The following is a 16,428-nucleotide window of genomic DNA, read 5'->3' as shown; positions in this document are numbered from 1 at the left end:
CGTCTTCCTGTTCAACTGCAACTGGTTTGCATTAACAGCCGCACACTCTTGCGATCCACAGGACTACGTTCGACGTGAAAACCACCATTGCCAATAACAAAAAATCCCCTTGGTTGCCGCTGGCCCTCGCGCTGGCGGTCAACGCTGCCGTGCCTTTGGCTTTCGCTGCTGAAGCTATTCATATTCGCGCGCAGCCGCTGGGTCAGGCCTTGAGTGAACTGGGCCAGCAAACCTCGCTGCAAGTGTTTTTCAGTCCGGACCTGGTCGCCGGCAAACAAGCCCCGGCAGTCGACGGTGATCTCTCGCCAGAACAGGCGCTGCGCCAATTGCTGCAGGGCAGCGGTCTGGATTATCAGATCAACGAAGGCTCGGTGACGCTGTCGCCCGCCGCGACTTCCGCTGCCCCTGGCGGCCCGCTGGAACTGGGCGTGACCGATATTAAAGTGGTCGGCGACTGGCTCGGCGACGCGAATGCGGCCGTGGTGCAAAACCACCCCGGCGCGCGCACGGTGATTCGCCGCGAAGCGATGGTCGAGCAGGGCGCAATGAACGTCAGCGACGTGCTCAAACGCGTGCCCGGCGTGCAGGTGCAAGACTCCAACGGCACCGGCGGCAGCGACATTGCTCTGAACGTCGGCGTGCGCGGTCTGACGTCGCGTCTGTCGCCACGCTCCACCGTGCTGATCGACGGCATACCGGCAGCGTTCGCGCCGTACGGTCAACCACAACTGTCGATGGCGCCGATCTCCTCGGGCAACCTCGACAGCATCGACGTGGTGCGTGGCGCCGGTTCAGTGCGTTACGGGCCGCAAAACGTCGGCGGCGTAATCAACTTCGTCACCCGCGCGATCCCGGAAAAAACCACTGGCGAGATCGGCACCACGCTGGAAACCACTCAGTACGGTGGCTGGAAGCACATCGACACGGCGTTCCTCGGCGGTACCGCCGACAACGGCATGGGCGTTGCGCTGTTGTACTCGGGCGTCAACGGCCACGGCTACCGCGAGCGCAACAACGGCAACGACATTGACGACGTGATCCTGAAGACGCACTGGGCGCCGACCGATCAGGACGATTTCAGTCTCAATTTCCATTACTACGACGCCAGCGCCGACATGCCCGGCGGCCTTACGCAGAAGCAGTACGACGACAATCCTTACGATTCAGTGCGTGATTACGACAGCTTCAGCGGTCGGCGCAAGGACGTGTCGTTCAAGTGGATTCGCCAGATCGACGAGCGCACCCAGGCTGAAGTGCTGACCTACTACACCGACAGTTTCCGTGGCAGCACCATCGCCGCTCGCGACCAGAAAACCCTCAGTTCGTATCCGCGCTCTTACTACACCTTGGGCATCGAGCCGCGTGTGTCGCGCGTGTTCGACGTCGGCCCGACCACCCAGGAAGTCAGCGTCGGTTATCGCTATCTGAAAGAGGCGATGCACGAGCAGTCGAGCCGACTGGCGCTGGTCAACAACCAGCCTGTCGTCACGCCGACTTCCGACGGCCACGTGTTCCAGGATCGTACCGGCGGCACCGAGGCCAACTCGGTTTACATCGACAACAAAATCGACGTCGGCAACTGGACCATCACGCCGGGCATTCGCTTCGAACACATCAGCACGGATTGGCACGATCGCGCCGTGCTCGACACGGCCGGCAGACCGGTGCCAGAGAAAAACCGCAGCATCGAAAGCAATGAACCGCTGCCGGCACTGAGCGTGATGTATCACCTGTCGGATGCGTGGAAGCTGTTTGCCAACTACGAAACCTCGTTCGGCAGCCTGCAATATTTCCAGCTGGGGCAGGGCGGCTCGGGCGATAGCACCGCCAACGGTCTGCAACCGGAAAAGGCCAAGACCTACGAGATCGGTACGCGTTACAACGATGACGTGTGGGGCGGGGAGGTGACGCTGTTCTACATCGACTTCGACGACGAACTGCAATACATCAGCAACGACGTGGGCTGGACCAACCTCGGTGCGACCAAGCATCAGGGCATTGAAGCGTCGGTGCACTACGACATGGCGGCATTGGACCCGCGCCTTGATGGTCTGACCGCGAATGCCGGTTTTACGTATACCCGTGCGACCTATGAAGGTGAGATTCCGGGGTTCAAGGGGCGTGATCTGCCGTTCTATTCGCGTCAGGTGGCGACCGTTGGTTTGCGCTATGAGGTTAATCGCTGGACCTACAATCTCGACGGTTTTGCCCAGTCGAAACAGCGTTCGCCGGGTACTGGTGTGAATGCCGATGGTAGTTTTAACGGTAACTACATCACTGACGGCACGGCGGATGGGCAGTACGGTGATATTCCGGGTTATGTGACCTGGAACGTGCGCGGTGGTTATGACTTCGGGCCGCAGGTGTCGAATCTGAAGCTGGGCGCCGGGGTGAAGAACGTCTTTGACAAGCAGTATTTCACGCGTTCCAGTGATAACAATTCGGGGATGTATGTGGGGGCGCCGCGGACGTTTTTTGTGCAGGCTAGTTTGGGGTTTTGAGGCTGTTTTTGGGGGGGCGGATCCGTTTTTGGGGTGATGGCTGAGTAGGGTTCCGCCCTTACGGCGGGTCACTTTTGGCAAACGCCCCAAAAGTAACCAAAAGGTCTGCGCCCTGACGTTCGGCCCTCGCTGTGGCTCGGGTTCCTTCGCTGCGGAATTGATCCGGGGGCATCGCCTCCGGTTTGCTGCGCTGCACCTCCTCTCGATGTGTTTGGCTGCGCCAAACGGTCGCTGCGCTCCCACCCCCGGATCAATCCCTCCACTCAGCCTGCCGACGGGCTCTGAGATCAAGAGCTGCACTCGAGCTAACGCTCATTGTGTTGAGTGGGGCGGACTTCGCCGCATGGGGTGTTCGCAAATCAAAATTGTGGGAGCTGTCTTGCCAGCGATAGCGGCCAGCCAGCCGACCAGGCTCTGGCGGGTGTACTCGATCCCATTATGGGAGCGAGCCTGCTCGCGAAGGCGGCCTGACAGCCGACCAATCTCAGGCAGATGTAATCAACTCACCTGTAGGAGCTGCCGAAGGCTGCGATCTTTTGATCTGCTTGGCTTTGGCTTTGGCTTTGGCTTTGGCTTTGGCTTTGGCTTTGGCTTGTGTTTTTGATCTTCTGCCCCTTCGGCAGGCCGAGCGAAGGTGTTCATCCGGGGGGTAGGCGCGTAGCGCCGTGCGGCGTAGCCGCATACATCGAGAGGAGGTGCAGCGAAGCAAACCGCAGGCGACTGCCCCTGGATGGACACCGTAGCGAGGGAACACTGAGCCTAAGCGAAGTGCCGTACGCCGGGGCAAAGCCTTTTGGGTTACCTTTTCGGCGTTTGGAAAAGGTGACTCGCCGTAAGGGCGAAACCGCCAGCGGCAGCACCCGCACCAACGGATATGCCCCCAAACCCCAAACCCAACCCCCAAAAAACAAAATCAAAAGACCGCAGCCTTCAGCAACCCCCACACAGTTCGGGATCTGGCAGGTGCACTCGGTTCAGACTTTCAACACCTTCCCGCCAATCGCCACCGCCACCAACAACACCGCCATCAGCCCAAACGCAAAACTCAAACTGCTGGCGTGCGCGACAAACCCGATCACCGCCGGCCCCGCCAGAATCCCCGCATAACCCAACGTAGTGATCGCCGGCACCGCAATGCTTTCCGGCATCACCGTCTGCTTGCCCACCGCCGTGTACAGCACCGGCACAATGTTCGAACAACCGGCACCGACCAGCGCATAACCGACCAGAGCGAGTTGCCAGCTTGGCGCGAACGTCGCCAGGAACAAGCCTGCCGCCGCCAACAAACCACCAAACAGAATGATCCGCGTCGCCCCGACACTGCGCACAATCCGGTCACCCATCAAGCGGCCGGCGGTCATGGTCAGGGCAAATGCCGCGTAACCCAAACCCGCATACGCCGTGTCGATCCCGCGTTCCTGAGCGAGGAACACCGCACTCCAGTCCAGCGCCGCGCCTTCGGTGAGGAACACGATGAAGCACATCCCGCCGATAAACAGCACGATGCCGTGAGGCACCGCGAATGCCGGGCCCGAGCTTTCGCTGCCATACGGCAACATGTGCGGGACGCATTTGAACAATGCGCCGATCAGCACCGCAACCACTACCAGCATCGCACCCAGCGGCGACAGACCGAGACCGAGCAGGGCGCTGACGCCCGCCGCGCCGACAATCCCGCCGAGGCTGAACAAGCCGTGAAAACCCGACATCATGTTCTTGCCGCTGGCGCGCTCGACGATCACCGCTTGCAGGTTCACCGTCGAATCCACCGTGCCCAGCCCGGCGCCGAACATGAACAGCGTGGCGATCAGCGCCGGAACCGAAGACACCGTGGCCAGCAACGGCAACGCCGCGCAGATCAGCAACGTGCCGCCGGTGGCCACGCGTCGGCAACCGAACCGCGTGGCGAGAATCCCCGCCAATGGCATCGCCAGAATCGAACCGACCCCGAGGCACAACAGCAACAATCCCAGCGTGCCCTCATTGAGCCCGGCGCGCGCCTTGGCGTAAGGCACCAGTGGCGCCCACGCGGCAATACCGAGGCCGGCGATGAAAAAAGCGATGCGCGTGGACATCTGTTGCAAGCGTCCGGGGACGAACGTGTCTTGGGGGTTGAGGCTGGTCATATCGATCCTTGGCAAAAATACATCGCGTCCCCGAGGGACAGTGATTGAGCGTCGAGGTTCGATCACAGGTATTCGGGGCCGTTTAGTCGACATCCTAACCTGTGCCGAACACCACACATCGCGATTTGTTCGACCCAGCACCTTACCCATGTAGGAGCTGCGGCACGCTGCGATCTTCTGATCTTGATTTTGAAGACCAGAATCAAAAGATCGCAGCCTCGTTTCACTCGAATGCTCCTACAGGGGATCGTGGTTTAGAGTGAGTTTCTCGATAACGGGAATACAAGGACAGGTGATGACGCAGTTCTACGATGCGCGGGGCAATATCTATGGGGTGGTCGCGCCTGAAGTGTTGCGTGAAGCGGGGATCGATTTGCCAGCGAATGCGACCGAATGTGCGTCATCGCGCAAGGCATGGAGTGAGGCGGCCATCGCGCTGTGCTGTGACTGGCCCGAAGGTCAGCGCCCGCCGAACAGTAAATCCCACCGCAGCGACGGCTTGCTGATCGGCCCGTTCCAGAACTCGCCGCCGTTTGACGTGCTGATCGTCAACACCGACGGCACCCTCGCCGAGCGCAGTGGCAATGGCTTGACGATCTTCTCGCAAGCCCTGACCGAACAAGGGTTGATGCCGGAACAAGGGGCGCTATTAAGCGTCCATCACGACAAGGGTGATGCGCTGGAGACTTCGGTAAAACCGGCGGAAGTCGAAGGTGTGAAAGGTTTCTGGCTCGATCTCGGCCAACCCGGATTCGGCGCGGGTGCGGTCGGAGCGCTCAACGTTGGAAGCGGCGAGTTCTATGGGCGTGCCGTAAGCCATGTGCAGCCCTTGGCGCAACTCGATCCGGCGTGGCACCACAGCCAGTTCGTGCGCATCGGCAATCCGCATTGTGTGACGTTGCTGACAGACGCTGGCGCATTGCCGAGTAACGAGCAAATGCGCGAATCACCGCTGAGCGAAGGCTTGACCCGAATCGCCTACGCCATGCCGACCGGCGCGGGAGTTCCGTGCCCGGCGGGTGTAAACCTGCAATGGGCGGTGCGCGAGTCCGGGCAGCGGATCGTCGCCCGGGTGTTCGAACGCGGCGAAGGGCCGACCGCTTCCTCGGGTACCAGCGCCAGTGCGGTGGCCTGCGCGGCGTGGCGAGTTGGTTGGGTCGCTGCTGGGCAAGTTCACGTGGTGATGCCCGGTGGCACGGCGCCGATTTTGCTTGAAGAAGAGCACGGGGAATTGGTCGGCGTCAGATTGTTTGGTACGGCGCGATTGATACGCTGAATCCGAAATTGCCATCGCTGGCAAGCCAGAACCCCACATTGGCGTGTTCAGCGCAAACCCCTGTAGGAGCTGCCGAAGGCTGCGATCTTTTGATCTTGTTTTTTACAATCAACCTCAAAAGATCGCAGCCTGCGGCAGCTCCTACAGGGAGCGTTGTCAGCTCAGATTGCTGCTGAACTCCACCACCGGCATCTGCCGCTTCATCAACACCTCACCGCCGCGAATCGAATACAGCGGCAAGCCCTGACTGCGGATGACTTCGTAATCGCTGTCCGCCGAGAGGATCAGCAGGTTTGCCGGTCGCCCCTGTTCCAGGCCATAACGCTCGCCCAGATTCATCGCTTTGGCGCTGTTGTCCGTCACCAGATCCAGCGCACTTTGCAGGTTGCGGTAACCGAGCATGTGGCAGATGTGCAGCCCGGCTTCAAGCACGCGCAGGATGTTGCCGTTGCCCAGCGGATACCACGGGTCGACGATCGAATCCTGGCCGAAACATACGTTCATTCCGGCTTCGAGCAGCTCATTCACGCGGGTCACGCCACGGCGTTTCGGGAAGTTGTCGAATCGCCCTTGCAGGTGAATGCTCTCGGTCGGGCACGAGACAAAACTGATCCCGGAATGGCCGAGCAGACGGAACAGTTTTGCGCAGTAGGCGTTGTCGTAAGAGCCCATCGCCGTGGTGTGGCTGGCGGTGACTAGCGACCCCATGTCACGGCTGCGGGCTTCTTCGGCGAGCACTTCGAGGAAGCGTGAATGCGGGTCATCGGTTTCGTCGCAGTGTACGTCGACCAAGCATCCGGTGCGCTCGGCCAGGTCCATCAGGAACTTCACCGAACTCACACCTTGATCGCGGGTGTACTCGAAATGCGGGATCCCGCCGACCACGTCCGCGCCCATGCGGATGGCTTCTTCCATCAGCTCTCGACCATTGCGGAACGACTCGATGCCTTCCTGCGGAAACGCGACGATTTGCAGGTCGATCAGGTGTCGACTTTCTTCGCGCACTTCGAGCATGGCTTTGAGTGCGGTGAGCTGCGGGTCGGTGACGTCGACGTGGGTGCGCACATGCTGGATGCCGTGAGCCGCTAGCGTCTGAATGGTTTTTTTTGCGCGGATCTTGGTGTCTTCTTCGGTGATGGTGACCTTGCGTTCGCCCCAGCATTCGATGCCTTCGAACAGCGTGCCGCTCATGTTCCAGCGCGGCTCGCCAGCGGTGAGGGTCGCGTCGAGGTGTATGTGTGGCTCGACGAAGGGCGGCACTACCAGATTGCCGCCGGCGTCAAGGTCTTCGGGGCCCAGGGTCGGGGCTTCGGTCTGGCGGGCGATGCTGCGTATCAGCCCGTCTTCAAGGTGCAATTCGTGCAAACCTTCCTGGTTGCGCAGTCGGGCGTTGATGATGTGCATCAGGCAAATCCTTCTTATAAGTCTTGAAGTGGCGCGCTGGCGCTGCGGGCGCCGAGTATTGCGGTGAAGATGACATACGTTAGCGCGGCAGCAGCGATCCCTACCAGCGGCGCGACCCATGGCGAGCTGAACGCCGCGACGGTACCGACCCCGTAGGCCCCGAGGCCCGGCCAGTTGAAGGCCGGCAGCCGTGCGTCGGCCAGACGCGGATAGCGCCCGCGCCAGCGGTAGAAGAAGTCGGCCATGATCACGCCGCCAATCGGTGGGATCACCGTGCCGAGCAGGATCAGGTACGGCACCAGCATGTCGTACATGCCCAGCAGGGCGAGCAGGGTACCGATCACCGCGCCAGCCAACGTCACGGTCTTGCGCCGCCCGGTGCGCAGCAGGTTGCAACCGGCGACGGCGAAGTTGTAGATGGTGTTGTCCTGGGTGCTCCAGATGTTCAGCAGCAACATCGCCATCGCGGCCATGGCGAAACCTTGCAACAGCAACACTTCAACCACGTCCGGTTGCTGATAGACGATGGCGCCGTAGGCACCGATCAGCACCATCAGGCCGTTGCCGATGAAGAACCCGATCAGGCTCGCCAGTACTGCAACTTTTGCCGAACGCGAGAAGCGCGTCCAATTGGTCGCCTGCGTCGCGCCGCTGACGAAGGTGCCGAACACCAGGGTGATGGCGGTCGACCAGTCCAGCGAACCACTGGGCACAACGCTCAGCAATCCCTCGAAACCGCCGACTTTCACCGTCGCCACCCACATCGACAGTATCAGCAGCAACATCATTGCCGGCACAGCGATGTACGACAGAATCTCCAGCCCGCGATAACCGACGTAGGCAGTGGCGCAGAACATCAGACCGAACAGCACCATCAACCCGAGGACCGTGGCCTCATCGAGGTTGAAATACTTGCCGATCACCACCGCCGCCGTCGCCGTGCCCCAGGCGCACCAGCCGATCTGGGTGAAACCGAGGATCAGGTCGCTGAGCTTGCTGCCGACTTCACCAAAGCAGAAGCGCCCCATCAATACCGAGTTGAGGCCGCTTTTGAAAGCGATGTAACCCAGGCCTGCCGCATACAAACCGAGCAGCAGATTGCCGACGATGATCACCGCCATCAATTCGGCGAAACCGAACGCCACACCGAGCTTGCCGCCGGCAAACATGGTCGCGGTGAAGAAGGTAAAACCCAGCAACACCATCGCCGTGGAGGCCAGGCCTTTGCGCGCATGCAGGGGGACTTCGCTGAGGGGGTAATCGTTGCCGGAATCGTTTTGCGTCATGGGGCGGTCCTTGCTGAAAGAGGAAGACGCGGGGAGGGTTGCAGTGGTCGTGCCAATCGCGGTTGGCGCGGTTATGTATAGACGAGTCAGGAATTTTCGGCTCGAAAGCAGTGCACCTGACGAAACCGAAGCCCTATGTAGGAGCTGCCGAAGGCTGCGATCTTTTGATCTTGTTTTTGGGGATCAAGGGCAAAAGATCGCAGCCTTCGGCAGCTCCTACAGGGGAATTACTGGGCTCAGAGAAATCGCAGCAGGGCGGCGATAATGGCTTCAGGGGCGTCTTCCTGGACGAGGTGGCCGGCGTTGGCGATTGGGTGGAATTGTGAGCCGGGGATCATGTTGTGTAACGCGAGCCCACGTTCTATCGGGATCCACTGATCCTCTTCACCCCAGAGAATCTGCACCGGGCAACGGATCGCCGAGTACAAACTTTCAGCTTCACGGGTATAGCGCTCATCCATCTGCGCGATCTGCCGATAGAACGCCGCTTGGCCCGGATCGCCGAGCCAGGGCTGCACGTAGGGCGCCAATTCATCATCGGGAATCTCGCGGTGAATCGCCCCGCGAATATAGGTCGGCACGATGGCGCGCTGAATGTAATCGGGCAGTCCGCTGAAGGCTGCTTCATGCAGGCGTACATGCTGCACAAACGGCGAACCCCAGGGCGCCAGCGCCACCGGATCGATCAGCGTCAGGCTGCGGTAGTCCTTGCCATCGAGCAGATGCGTGCGCAACGCGGTGGCGCCGCCGAAGTCATGGGCGACCATGTCGGGACGTTGGATATTCCAGTGCTCAAGCAATTGCGCGAGGAGTTGGTTTTGTATGCCGAGGGACACATCCGCATCAGGTTGCTCGGAGCGCCCGTAGCCGAGCAAATCGAAATAGTGCACCCGGTGCGTGGCGAAAAAATGCGGCGCAATGCGGTGCCACACGTAGGAAGAGAAGGGCGTGCCATGCACAAACACCAGCGGCGGGCCGTCGCCGCGCACGGCATGACGTACCTGTCGGCCATGGAAATCAAAGACCTGATCGAGCAGCCAGTCCGTCATGGGCCTGTCCTCTTGGCGGGTTTGAGCCAAGAAGCATAGGCGTAAAAAAACAGCCGGGGCGGCTGTTCTCTATTTCCCTGAATAAACACAAATCCCCTGTAGGAGCTGCCGAAGGCTGCGATCTTTTGATCTTGGTTCTAACAATCAAAGTCAAAAGATCGCAGCCTGCGGCAGCTCCTACAGGGGGATCTGTGTTGGATCATTCGCCGCGATAGATGCAACCGCTGGTGCACGTTTCATGAATGCGGATCGCGCTGAGCTCCGGCAGCAGTGGCTTCATTTCATTCCAGATGAATTTGGCCAACACTTCGCTGGTCGGGTTTTCCAGACCGGGAATATCGTTCAGGTAGTTGTGATCCAGACGCTCGTACAGAGGCTTGAAAATCGCCTTGATCTCGGAGAAGTCGCGGATCCAGCCGGTGTGCGGATCGAGGTCACCGCTGAGGTGAAGCGCCACTTTGAACGAGTGGCCATGCAGACGCCCGCACTTGTGGCCGTCCGGGACGTGCGGCAGGCGGTGGGCGGATTCGAATGTAAATTCCTTGAAGATTTCCACGGTGTTTTCAGCTCTGTTCAGATGGCGTTCGCCGCAGCGATTCGGGCAGGCGGCGAGTTTACCAGCTTGTGTTTGGCCGTGCTGACTAAAGGGTCAGCAAGCGCTCGGCGAGGCGACCATTGGCAGCCAGTTCGAGAAACTCGTCGCCCAATCGGCGGCTCTCGTCCATCGCCGCGTGCCAGTATTTCTGCCGGCTCGGCGCATCGCCCATGAAGCGCTTGAAGTCGTTGCGGTCGGGCAGTTTGCCGTAGGGCAGGCGCGCCAGGTATTCCTTCGACGGCGCGAGCAACAGCACGTCCTGCAAGCGCTCCACCGAAGCACGACGCCACGGCAACGTCTTGTCGAACCAGCCCGGAATCACCCGGTCGGTAAAGTGCGGATAGAGCACGATACCGTCGCCGCTGTAGGGCAAGTCGAGGTGATAGTCGAGCAGGCCTCCGTCGCGAAACGTCCCGGCACCGGCGCCCGGCAGATCACGCACGCCTTCCATGACCATCGGTATCGAACCCGACGCCAGCAGCGCCTGACGCAGATTGCCGGCATTGAGCGCGACGAAGCGTGACGGAAAGTCGTTCAACGCATTGACCGGCGGCGCCAGGCGCGGATCGTGGATGATCAACCGTTCGAAGTGCCGCGACAGCCGTGCGCGGCCTCGCAGGTTATCGGCAATTACTGAGCCCAGCGCCAGCCCCAGTCGACCACGATGATCATCGGCCAGACGCCCCTGACTCTTCACCACCATGATGTTCAAGCGGTAATCGGCGTTGTTGAGGATGCTCGCATCGCGGCCGTCGAGCAGGTCATTGAGCATGCGCTGTGAACTCTGGCTGATCTCGGCCATGGTCACGCCTTTGTTGAAATTCTGCTCGGCGTAGAGCTGGCCGAGGCGACGGATGCCTTCGGCGGCGTCCGGCAGACAGGTGCTGGCGAAGCGCCAGGAACCGACCGAAGCCCCGATCAGCGAACGCTCGCGCGGCGCGCTCGGCAGCCACTCACCGAACAACGCCAGATCCAGCCCCTGAATCCCCAGCGCCTTCGGCCCACCGGCCGCGCCGGGCAGGGTGCCGACGTCGGCAGCGTTCAGGCCTTGCGCACGAATCCGCGCCATGGCCCGAGGGCCAGCCTTGAGGGTGAGGGCAGGGAACTTGATGTGGATGGCAGTCATACCGGTCTCGATCGTTAGCAAGCGAAGAATTATAAACACATGTTGCGATCCCTGTAGGAGCTGCCGAAGGCTGCGATCTTTTGACTTTAAAAAAGCAGGATCAAAAAATCGCAGCCTGCGGCAGCTCCTACAGGGGAAACGAGTTTGGTGGGCACAATGATGGCCATTCAGTTTCAGTTAAGTTCATCCCGTTAAGGTGCCGGCAGTAGGCAACACATAAAAATACGGAGATACCCATGAAAACCCTGACTGCCCTGTCCCTCGTCTCGATCCTCGGCCTGACCGCCAGCCTCGCCCATGCCCGCGATTTGGGCCCTGATGAAGCCCTGCGGTTGCGCGACGCTGGTACTATCGTCTCCTTCGAGAAGCTCAATGCCACGGCACTGGCCAAACACCCGGGTTCGACCATCACCGAAACCGAGCTGGAAGAGGAGTACGGCAAGTACATCTACCAGGTCGAACTGCGTGATCCACAGGGGCTGAACTGGGATCTGGAATTAGACGCGGTCAGTGGGCAGGTTCTCAAGGATCATCAGGATACGTAATGAAGGTTAATGTTCGCGCCACCAGCCTTGCTGCGTTGGCGCTTGTGATTTCCTGTTCGTCGGCGATGGCTCGCGACCTCGATCAGGACGAGGCACTGAAGCTGCGTCAGCGCGGGGTGATCCTGCCGCTGGAGCAAGTGTTGCAGCAGGCCATGGATCGCTATCCCGGGGCAAAATTGCTGGAAGTCGAGCTGGAAGAGAAACACGACGTCTACATTTATGAAGTCGAGTTGCTGACGGCCGAGGGTGTCGCGCGCGAGCTGCACCTGAAGGCCGATACCGGTGAACTCGTGAAAGACAAGGAAGATTGATCGATGCGCTTGCTTCTGGTGGAAGACCACGTACCGCTGGCCGACGAGTTGATCGCCGGTCTGCAACGTCAAGGTTACGCGGTGGATTGGCTGGCGGACGGCCGCGATGCGGTGTATCAGGGCAGCAGCGAGCCCTATGACCTGATCATCCTCGACCTCGGCTTGCCCGGTGTGCCGGGGCTTGAGGTGCTGGCGCAGTGGCGCGCGGGCGGGTTGGCGATCCCGGTGTTGATCCTCACCGCGCGCGACTCCTGGGCTGAACGCATCGAGGGCCTCAAGGCCGGCGCTGACGATTACCTGACCAAACCGTTCCACCCGGAAGAGCTGCACCTGCGGGTGCAGTCGCTGTTGCGCCGCTCCAAGGGCCAGGCCAATCAAACCACGCTCAAGGCTGCCGGCCTGCATCTGGACGAGGGCCGTCAGTGCGTGACGCGCGACGGTGCCGATATCCAGCTGACCGCCGCAGAATTCCGTCTGCTGCGCTATTTCATGCTGCACCCTGAGCAGATTCTTTCCAAAAGCCACCTCGCCGAACACCTCTATGACGGCGAGACCGAGCGTGACTCCAACGTCCTCGAAGTCCACGTCAATCACCTGCGCCGCAAATTGGGCAAAAGCGTCATCGAAACCCGTCGCGGTCAGGGTTACCTGTTCGGCGGGCAAGCTTCATGAGGTCGATCCAGCGCCGCTTGAGCCTGGGTTTGATCAGCGTGATGGTGGTGGTGGGTCTGGTGCTGGCGCAAACCAGCCTGTGGTTGTTCGAAATGGGCTTGCAACGCTACCTCGAAGCCGGATTGCGCAACGACAGCGAGAGCCTTTTGGTGGCGCTGGTGCGCGGCCCGCAGGGCTTGCAGCTGGATGAGCGTCACCTGTCGCCAGCCTATCAACGGCCGTTCTCCGGGCATTATTTCCGCATCGATTTTGCCGACAGCCACTGGCGCTCGCGCTCGTTGTGGGATCAGGACCTGCCGCTGCTCGAGCATCCGGGGCTGCACAGTAATCTGCAATTGGGCCCGGACGGCCAGAAATTGCTGGTGCTGCGTTCGGACTATCGCCGATTGGGCCAGTCGATCTCCATCAGCGTCGCGCAGGATTACACGCCGGTGAACGACAGCTTCCAACGCATGCGCCAGATCGGACTCGGTCTCGGTCTGGCCGGTTTGCTGCTGATTCTGTTGTTGCAACGCCTCACCGTACGTCGCGCGCTGCGTCCGTTGGAAAAGGCGCGTGAGCAAATCGCTCAGTTGCAGCAGGGCCAGCGCTCGCAACTGGACGATCAGGTGCCGGTGGAGCTGGAACCACTGGTGGCGCAGATCAACCATTTGCTCGCGCACACCGAAGACAGCCTCAAGCGTTCGCGCAATGCGCTGGGCAATCTCGGCCACGCGCTGAAAACGCCGCTTGCGGTGCTGCTGAGCCTGGCGTCGAGCGAAAAACTCGATGGTCATCCCGAGCTGCGCAAGATCCTCAAGGAACAACTGGAACAGGTGCAGCAACGGCTCAATCGTGAACTCAATCGCGCGCGACTGTCCGGTGATGCGTTGCCGGGTGCGCTGTTTGATTGCGATGCCGAACTGCCGGGATTGCTGGCGACGCTGAACATGATCCACGGCGAGCATCTGGCGTTGAGCTACTTGGCGCCGCCGGGGCTGCAATTGCCGTGGGATCGTGAGGACTTGCTGGAGCTGCTGGGCAACCTGCTGGATAACGCCTGCAAATGGGCGGATGCCGAAGTGCGTTTGAGCGTGGTCGAGAGCGCTGACGGGTTTGCCTTGAGCGTCGAGGATGATGGGCCGGGGATTCCTGCCGAACAACGCGCTCAGGTGTTCAGTCGCGGGACACGGCTTGATGAGCAGACTGACGGGCATGGTTTAGGGCTGGGGATTGTGCGCGATATCGTCGATACGTGGGGCGGGACGTTGGTGTTGGGCGAGAGCGAGTGGGGAGGGTTGAAGGTGGAGATTCAGCTGCCTCGGCGATAACCTGAACCCTTGCACAAACCCTGTAGGAGCTGCCGAAGGCTGCGATCTTTTGATCTTGTTTTTAAGAGATCAAGATCAAAAGATCGCAGCCTTCGGCAGCTACTACAGGGGGAGTGCGTTTCTGGGTGAACCGCTGTAGCTCGAACAAGCAAGCCGCATCAGATTCTTCGAATCAGACGCGAAACTGATCCATCAAACTCTGCTGCTGATTCGCCAGGCTGTTCAGCGACTGGCTCACCCGCGCCGACTCGTTCGCTTGCCCAGACAGCGACTCAGTCACATCGCGAATCGTCGCCACGTTGTTGTTGATCTCTTCTGCCACCGCGCTCTGCTCTTCAGCGGCACTGGCAATCTGCAGGTTCATGTCGCTGATCACTGTCACCGCATCACCAATCTGCCGCAGCGCCGTCACCGCTTGGCCCACCTGCTCGACACTGCCCTGCGCCTGACGATGGCTGTTACTCATCGAGCCGACCACATCCTGCGTGCCGCTCTGCAACTGTTCGATGACCTGACGGGTTTCCTCCACCGACTCCTGCGTGCGGCGGGCGAGGTTGCGGACTTCGTCGGCGACAACGGCAAAACCGCGTCCGGCTTCACCGGCACGGGCCGCTTCGATCGCGGCGTTGAGGGCGAGCAGGTTGGTTTGCTCGGCAATGGCGCGGATGGTTTCCAGCACCGCGCCGATTTTCTCACTGTTGGCGGCCAGGCCTTCGACTTGCACCATTGCCGCGCTCATGTCGGCGGCGAGGGTGTCGATGCTGGCGGTGGTGCGGTCGATCACGGTCAGGCCCTGACGCGTGGCACGATCAGCATCCTTGGCAGCTTCGGCCGCTTGCGCTGCGCTGCGGGCGACGTCCTGCGCGGTGGCGCTCATTTCGTGGGACGCGGTCGCGACCTGATCGACCTGACGGTATTGCTGTTCCATGCCGGCGCTGGTCTGCGTGGCGATGGCCGAGGACTGGTCGGCGGTGTTTCGCGCGTCCTGCACCGAGCGTTTCACTTCGGCGATGATCGGCTGCAACTTGTCGAGGAACTTGTTGAACCAACCGGCCAGTTGACCGAGTTCATCCTGCTTGTCGTACACCAGGCGCCGGGTCAGATCGCCTTCACCGCTGGCAATGTCTTCGAGCATGTGCGCCACGCCAAGGATCGGTCGGGTCACGCTGCGCGCCATCAGCCACACCAGCAGCAGGCCAATTAACGCCGCCAGAACGCCGAGGCCCAACTCGATCAGTGTGCCGGTGTTGTTGCTCGCATCGAGTTGCTGCTTGAGCGCTTCGGCGCGTTCCACCAGCACTTTTTCAGGAACATCCAGCAGCACCGCCCACGACGGTCCGCCGGGAATCGGCTGGAACGGCGACAGCACTTTCAACTGGCCGTTGCTGTGCAGGCTGCTGACGTTGGTAGTGGAAGCCAGTTGGCGCAGCAGTTCGGCGCCGCTGGTTTTATCCACGGCGTCCAGACGCTGGCTGAGTTTGCCGGCATCCGGGCTGTAGCCGGCAAGCAGGCCGACAGGGCTGATGATGCTCACGGCGGTCTGGCCGTCATAGAGCTTTTTGCTGGCGCTCTGGCTGATCGCTTGCAGGCTGTTGAGGTTGATGTCGACCGACAGCGAAGCGATGACTTTACCGTTGACCATCAGCGGGAAAACGATGCTGGTCATCAGCACGTTCTGGCCGTCGATCACATAGAAGTACGGTTCGATCACGCAGGGTTTGAGCCTGGTGCGCGGGCAGGTGAACCAGGCGTTGGCAGCCTGACCGCTGGGGCCGGTGCTGGTGTCGGCCATGTCACTTTCCGGCAGGGCCATCGAGGTGATCTTGCCCGGGGTCGGCTGCGACCAGTACAGGGCAAAGCGGCCCTTGTCGTTACTGCCCAGCTCGGCCTGGCCTGCAAACAGTTCATCCTTGCCGTCCAGCGCGTTGGCTTCGAACACCAGCGACAGGCCGAGCAAGTCCGGGTTGGCTTGCAGCGCGGACTTGACCTGACGAGTCATGTCTTCACGCAGGTCGAAGGCATCGAGGAAGCGCTTTTCGGCCTGCTCGCGCAGGAACAAAACCTGACGCGAGAAACCATGGCCGTATTGATAGGCGTCCATGAACTGCTGGCGAATGCCGGCGGCTTGCACCTCGCCCTGGGATTCGATGCGCGCCTGGGCCGATTCGGTGAGCATCTCCATGCTGGAGGCTTTCACCATTGCGGAGCTGTGCTCCATGCGATACAG

13 protein-coding genes and 1 pseudogene are annotated in these 16,428 nt (G+C 60.8%); 6 read left to right on the top strand and 8 right to left on the bottom strand.

Annotation, left to right across the window (positions count from 1 at the left end; translation table 11 throughout):
- The first annotated feature begins 74 nt into the window (after positions 1-74).
- On the top strand, positions 75-2,501 hold the full coding sequence (locus tag ICA15_RS09965; protein ID WP_210553143.1) for a TonB-dependent siderophore receptor: 2,427 nt from the start codon (positions 75-77) through the stop codon (positions 2,499-2,501).
- A gap of 974 nt (positions 2,502-3,475) precedes the next feature.
- Here ICA15_RS09965 and ICA15_RS09960 read toward each other — a convergent pair.
- On the bottom strand, positions 3,476-4,627 hold the full coding sequence (locus ICA15_RS09960; protein WP_150605330.1) for an MFS transporter: 1,152 nt from the start codon (positions 4,625-4,627) through the stop codon (positions 3,476-3,478).
- Between the two features lie 295 nt (positions 4,628-4,922).
- On the opposite strand from ICA15_RS09960, the gene ICA15_RS09955 reads away from it, so the two are divergent.
- Positions 4,923-5,903: a diaminopimelate epimerase gene (locus tag ICA15_RS09955; protein ID WP_210553142.1), complete on the top strand. Its 981-nt coding sequence runs from the start codon at positions 4,923-4,925 to the stop codon at positions 5,901-5,903.
- Positions 5,904-6,059: 156 nt separating this feature from the next.
- On the opposite strand, the gene codA is transcribed toward ICA15_RS09955, so the two are convergent.
- From codA to ICA15_RS09930, 5 genes are all read right to left on the bottom strand, one after another.
- Positions 6,060-7,307, bottom strand: a complete 1,248-nt coding sequence (gene codA, locus ICA15_RS09950; RefSeq protein ID WP_210553141.1) for a cytosine deaminase — start codon at positions 7,305-7,307, stop codon at positions 6,060-6,062.
- Between the two features lie 14 nt (positions 7,308-7,321).
- Entirely contained in the window at positions 7,322-8,593 is a 1,272-nt protein-coding gene (gene codB, locus ICA15_RS09945) for a cytosine permease (RefSeq protein ID WP_210553140.1), read from the bottom strand.
- Between the two features lie 236 nt (positions 8,594-8,829).
- The gene (locus tag ICA15_RS09940) at positions 8,830-9,642 is read right to left on the bottom strand and encodes an alpha/beta fold hydrolase (RefSeq protein WP_210553139.1); all 813 of its coding nucleotides are present in this window, start codon (positions 9,640-9,642) and stop codon (positions 8,830-8,832) included.
- A 199-nt stretch (positions 9,643-9,841) separates the two neighbouring features.
- A complete protein-coding gene (gene queD / locus ICA15_RS09935) occupies positions 9,842-10,198 on the bottom strand; it encodes a 6-carboxytetrahydropterin synthase QueD (RefSeq protein WP_007915588.1) in 357 nt (118 codons plus the stop codon).
- An 85-nt stretch (positions 10,199-10,283) separates the two neighbouring features.
- On the bottom strand, positions 10,284-11,363 hold the full coding sequence (locus ICA15_RS09930) for a patatin-like phospholipase family protein (RefSeq protein WP_210553138.1): 1,080 nt from the start codon (positions 11,361-11,363) through the stop codon (positions 10,284-10,286).
- A 236-nt stretch (positions 11,364-11,599) separates the two neighbouring features.
- Here ICA15_RS09930 and ICA15_RS09925 point away from each other — a divergent pair, with 236 nt between their 5' ends.
- From ICA15_RS09925 to ICA15_RS09910, 4 genes are read left to right on the top strand one after another with little or no spacing between them, the layout of a single operon-like run.
- The gene (locus tag ICA15_RS09925; RefSeq protein ID WP_150605324.1) at positions 11,600-11,908 is read left to right on the top strand and encodes a PepSY domain-containing protein; all 309 of its coding nucleotides are present in this window, start codon (positions 11,600-11,602) and stop codon (positions 11,906-11,908) included.
- Positions 11,908-12,219, top strand: coding sequence for a PepSY domain-containing protein (locus ICA15_RS09920; protein ID WP_150605323.1), 312 nt, complete (start codon positions 11,908-11,910; stop codon positions 12,217-12,219). Before ICA15_RS09925 ends, ICA15_RS09920 begins: the two co-directional genes overlap by 1 nt.
- 3 nt (positions 12,220-12,222) lie before the next feature.
- Positions 12,223-12,891, top strand: a complete 669-nt coding sequence (locus ICA15_RS09915) for a response regulator transcription factor (RefSeq protein WP_042560088.1) — start codon at positions 12,223-12,225, stop codon at positions 12,889-12,891.
- The gene (locus tag ICA15_RS09910) at positions 12,888-14,201 is read left to right on the top strand and encodes a sensor histidine kinase (protein WP_210553137.1); all 1,314 of its coding nucleotides are present in this window, start codon (positions 12,888-12,890) and stop codon (positions 14,199-14,201) included. The genes ICA15_RS09915 and ICA15_RS09910 overlap by 4 nt, the downstream gene beginning before the upstream one ends.
- A gap of 172 nt (positions 14,202-14,373) precedes the next feature.
- Here ICA15_RS09910 and ICA15_RS28590 read toward each other — a convergent pair whose 3' ends face one another.
- Together ICA15_RS28590 and ICA15_RS28585 are read right to left on the bottom strand one after the other, a co-directional pair.
- Entirely contained in the window at positions 14,374-15,129 is a 756-nt protein-coding gene (locus ICA15_RS28590; protein ID WP_390896377.1) for a methyl-accepting chemotaxis protein, read from the bottom strand.
- Positions 15,130-15,231: 102 nt separating this feature from the next.
- Positions 15,232-15,378 (bottom strand): annotated as a pseudogene (locus ICA15_RS28585) (HAMP domain-containing protein); the annotation flags it as partial.
- Positions 15,379-16,428 lie beyond the last annotated feature (1,050 nt).

The organism is Pseudomonas sp. P116 (genome assembly GCF_020149425.1).
Taxonomy (GTDB): domain Bacteria; phylum Pseudomonadota; class Gammaproteobacteria; order Pseudomonadales; family Pseudomonadaceae; genus Aquipseudomonas; species Aquipseudomonas anatoliensis.
Note: the sequence above shows the minus strand (reverse complement) of the source record. Positions and strands in the feature narration are given on the sequence as shown.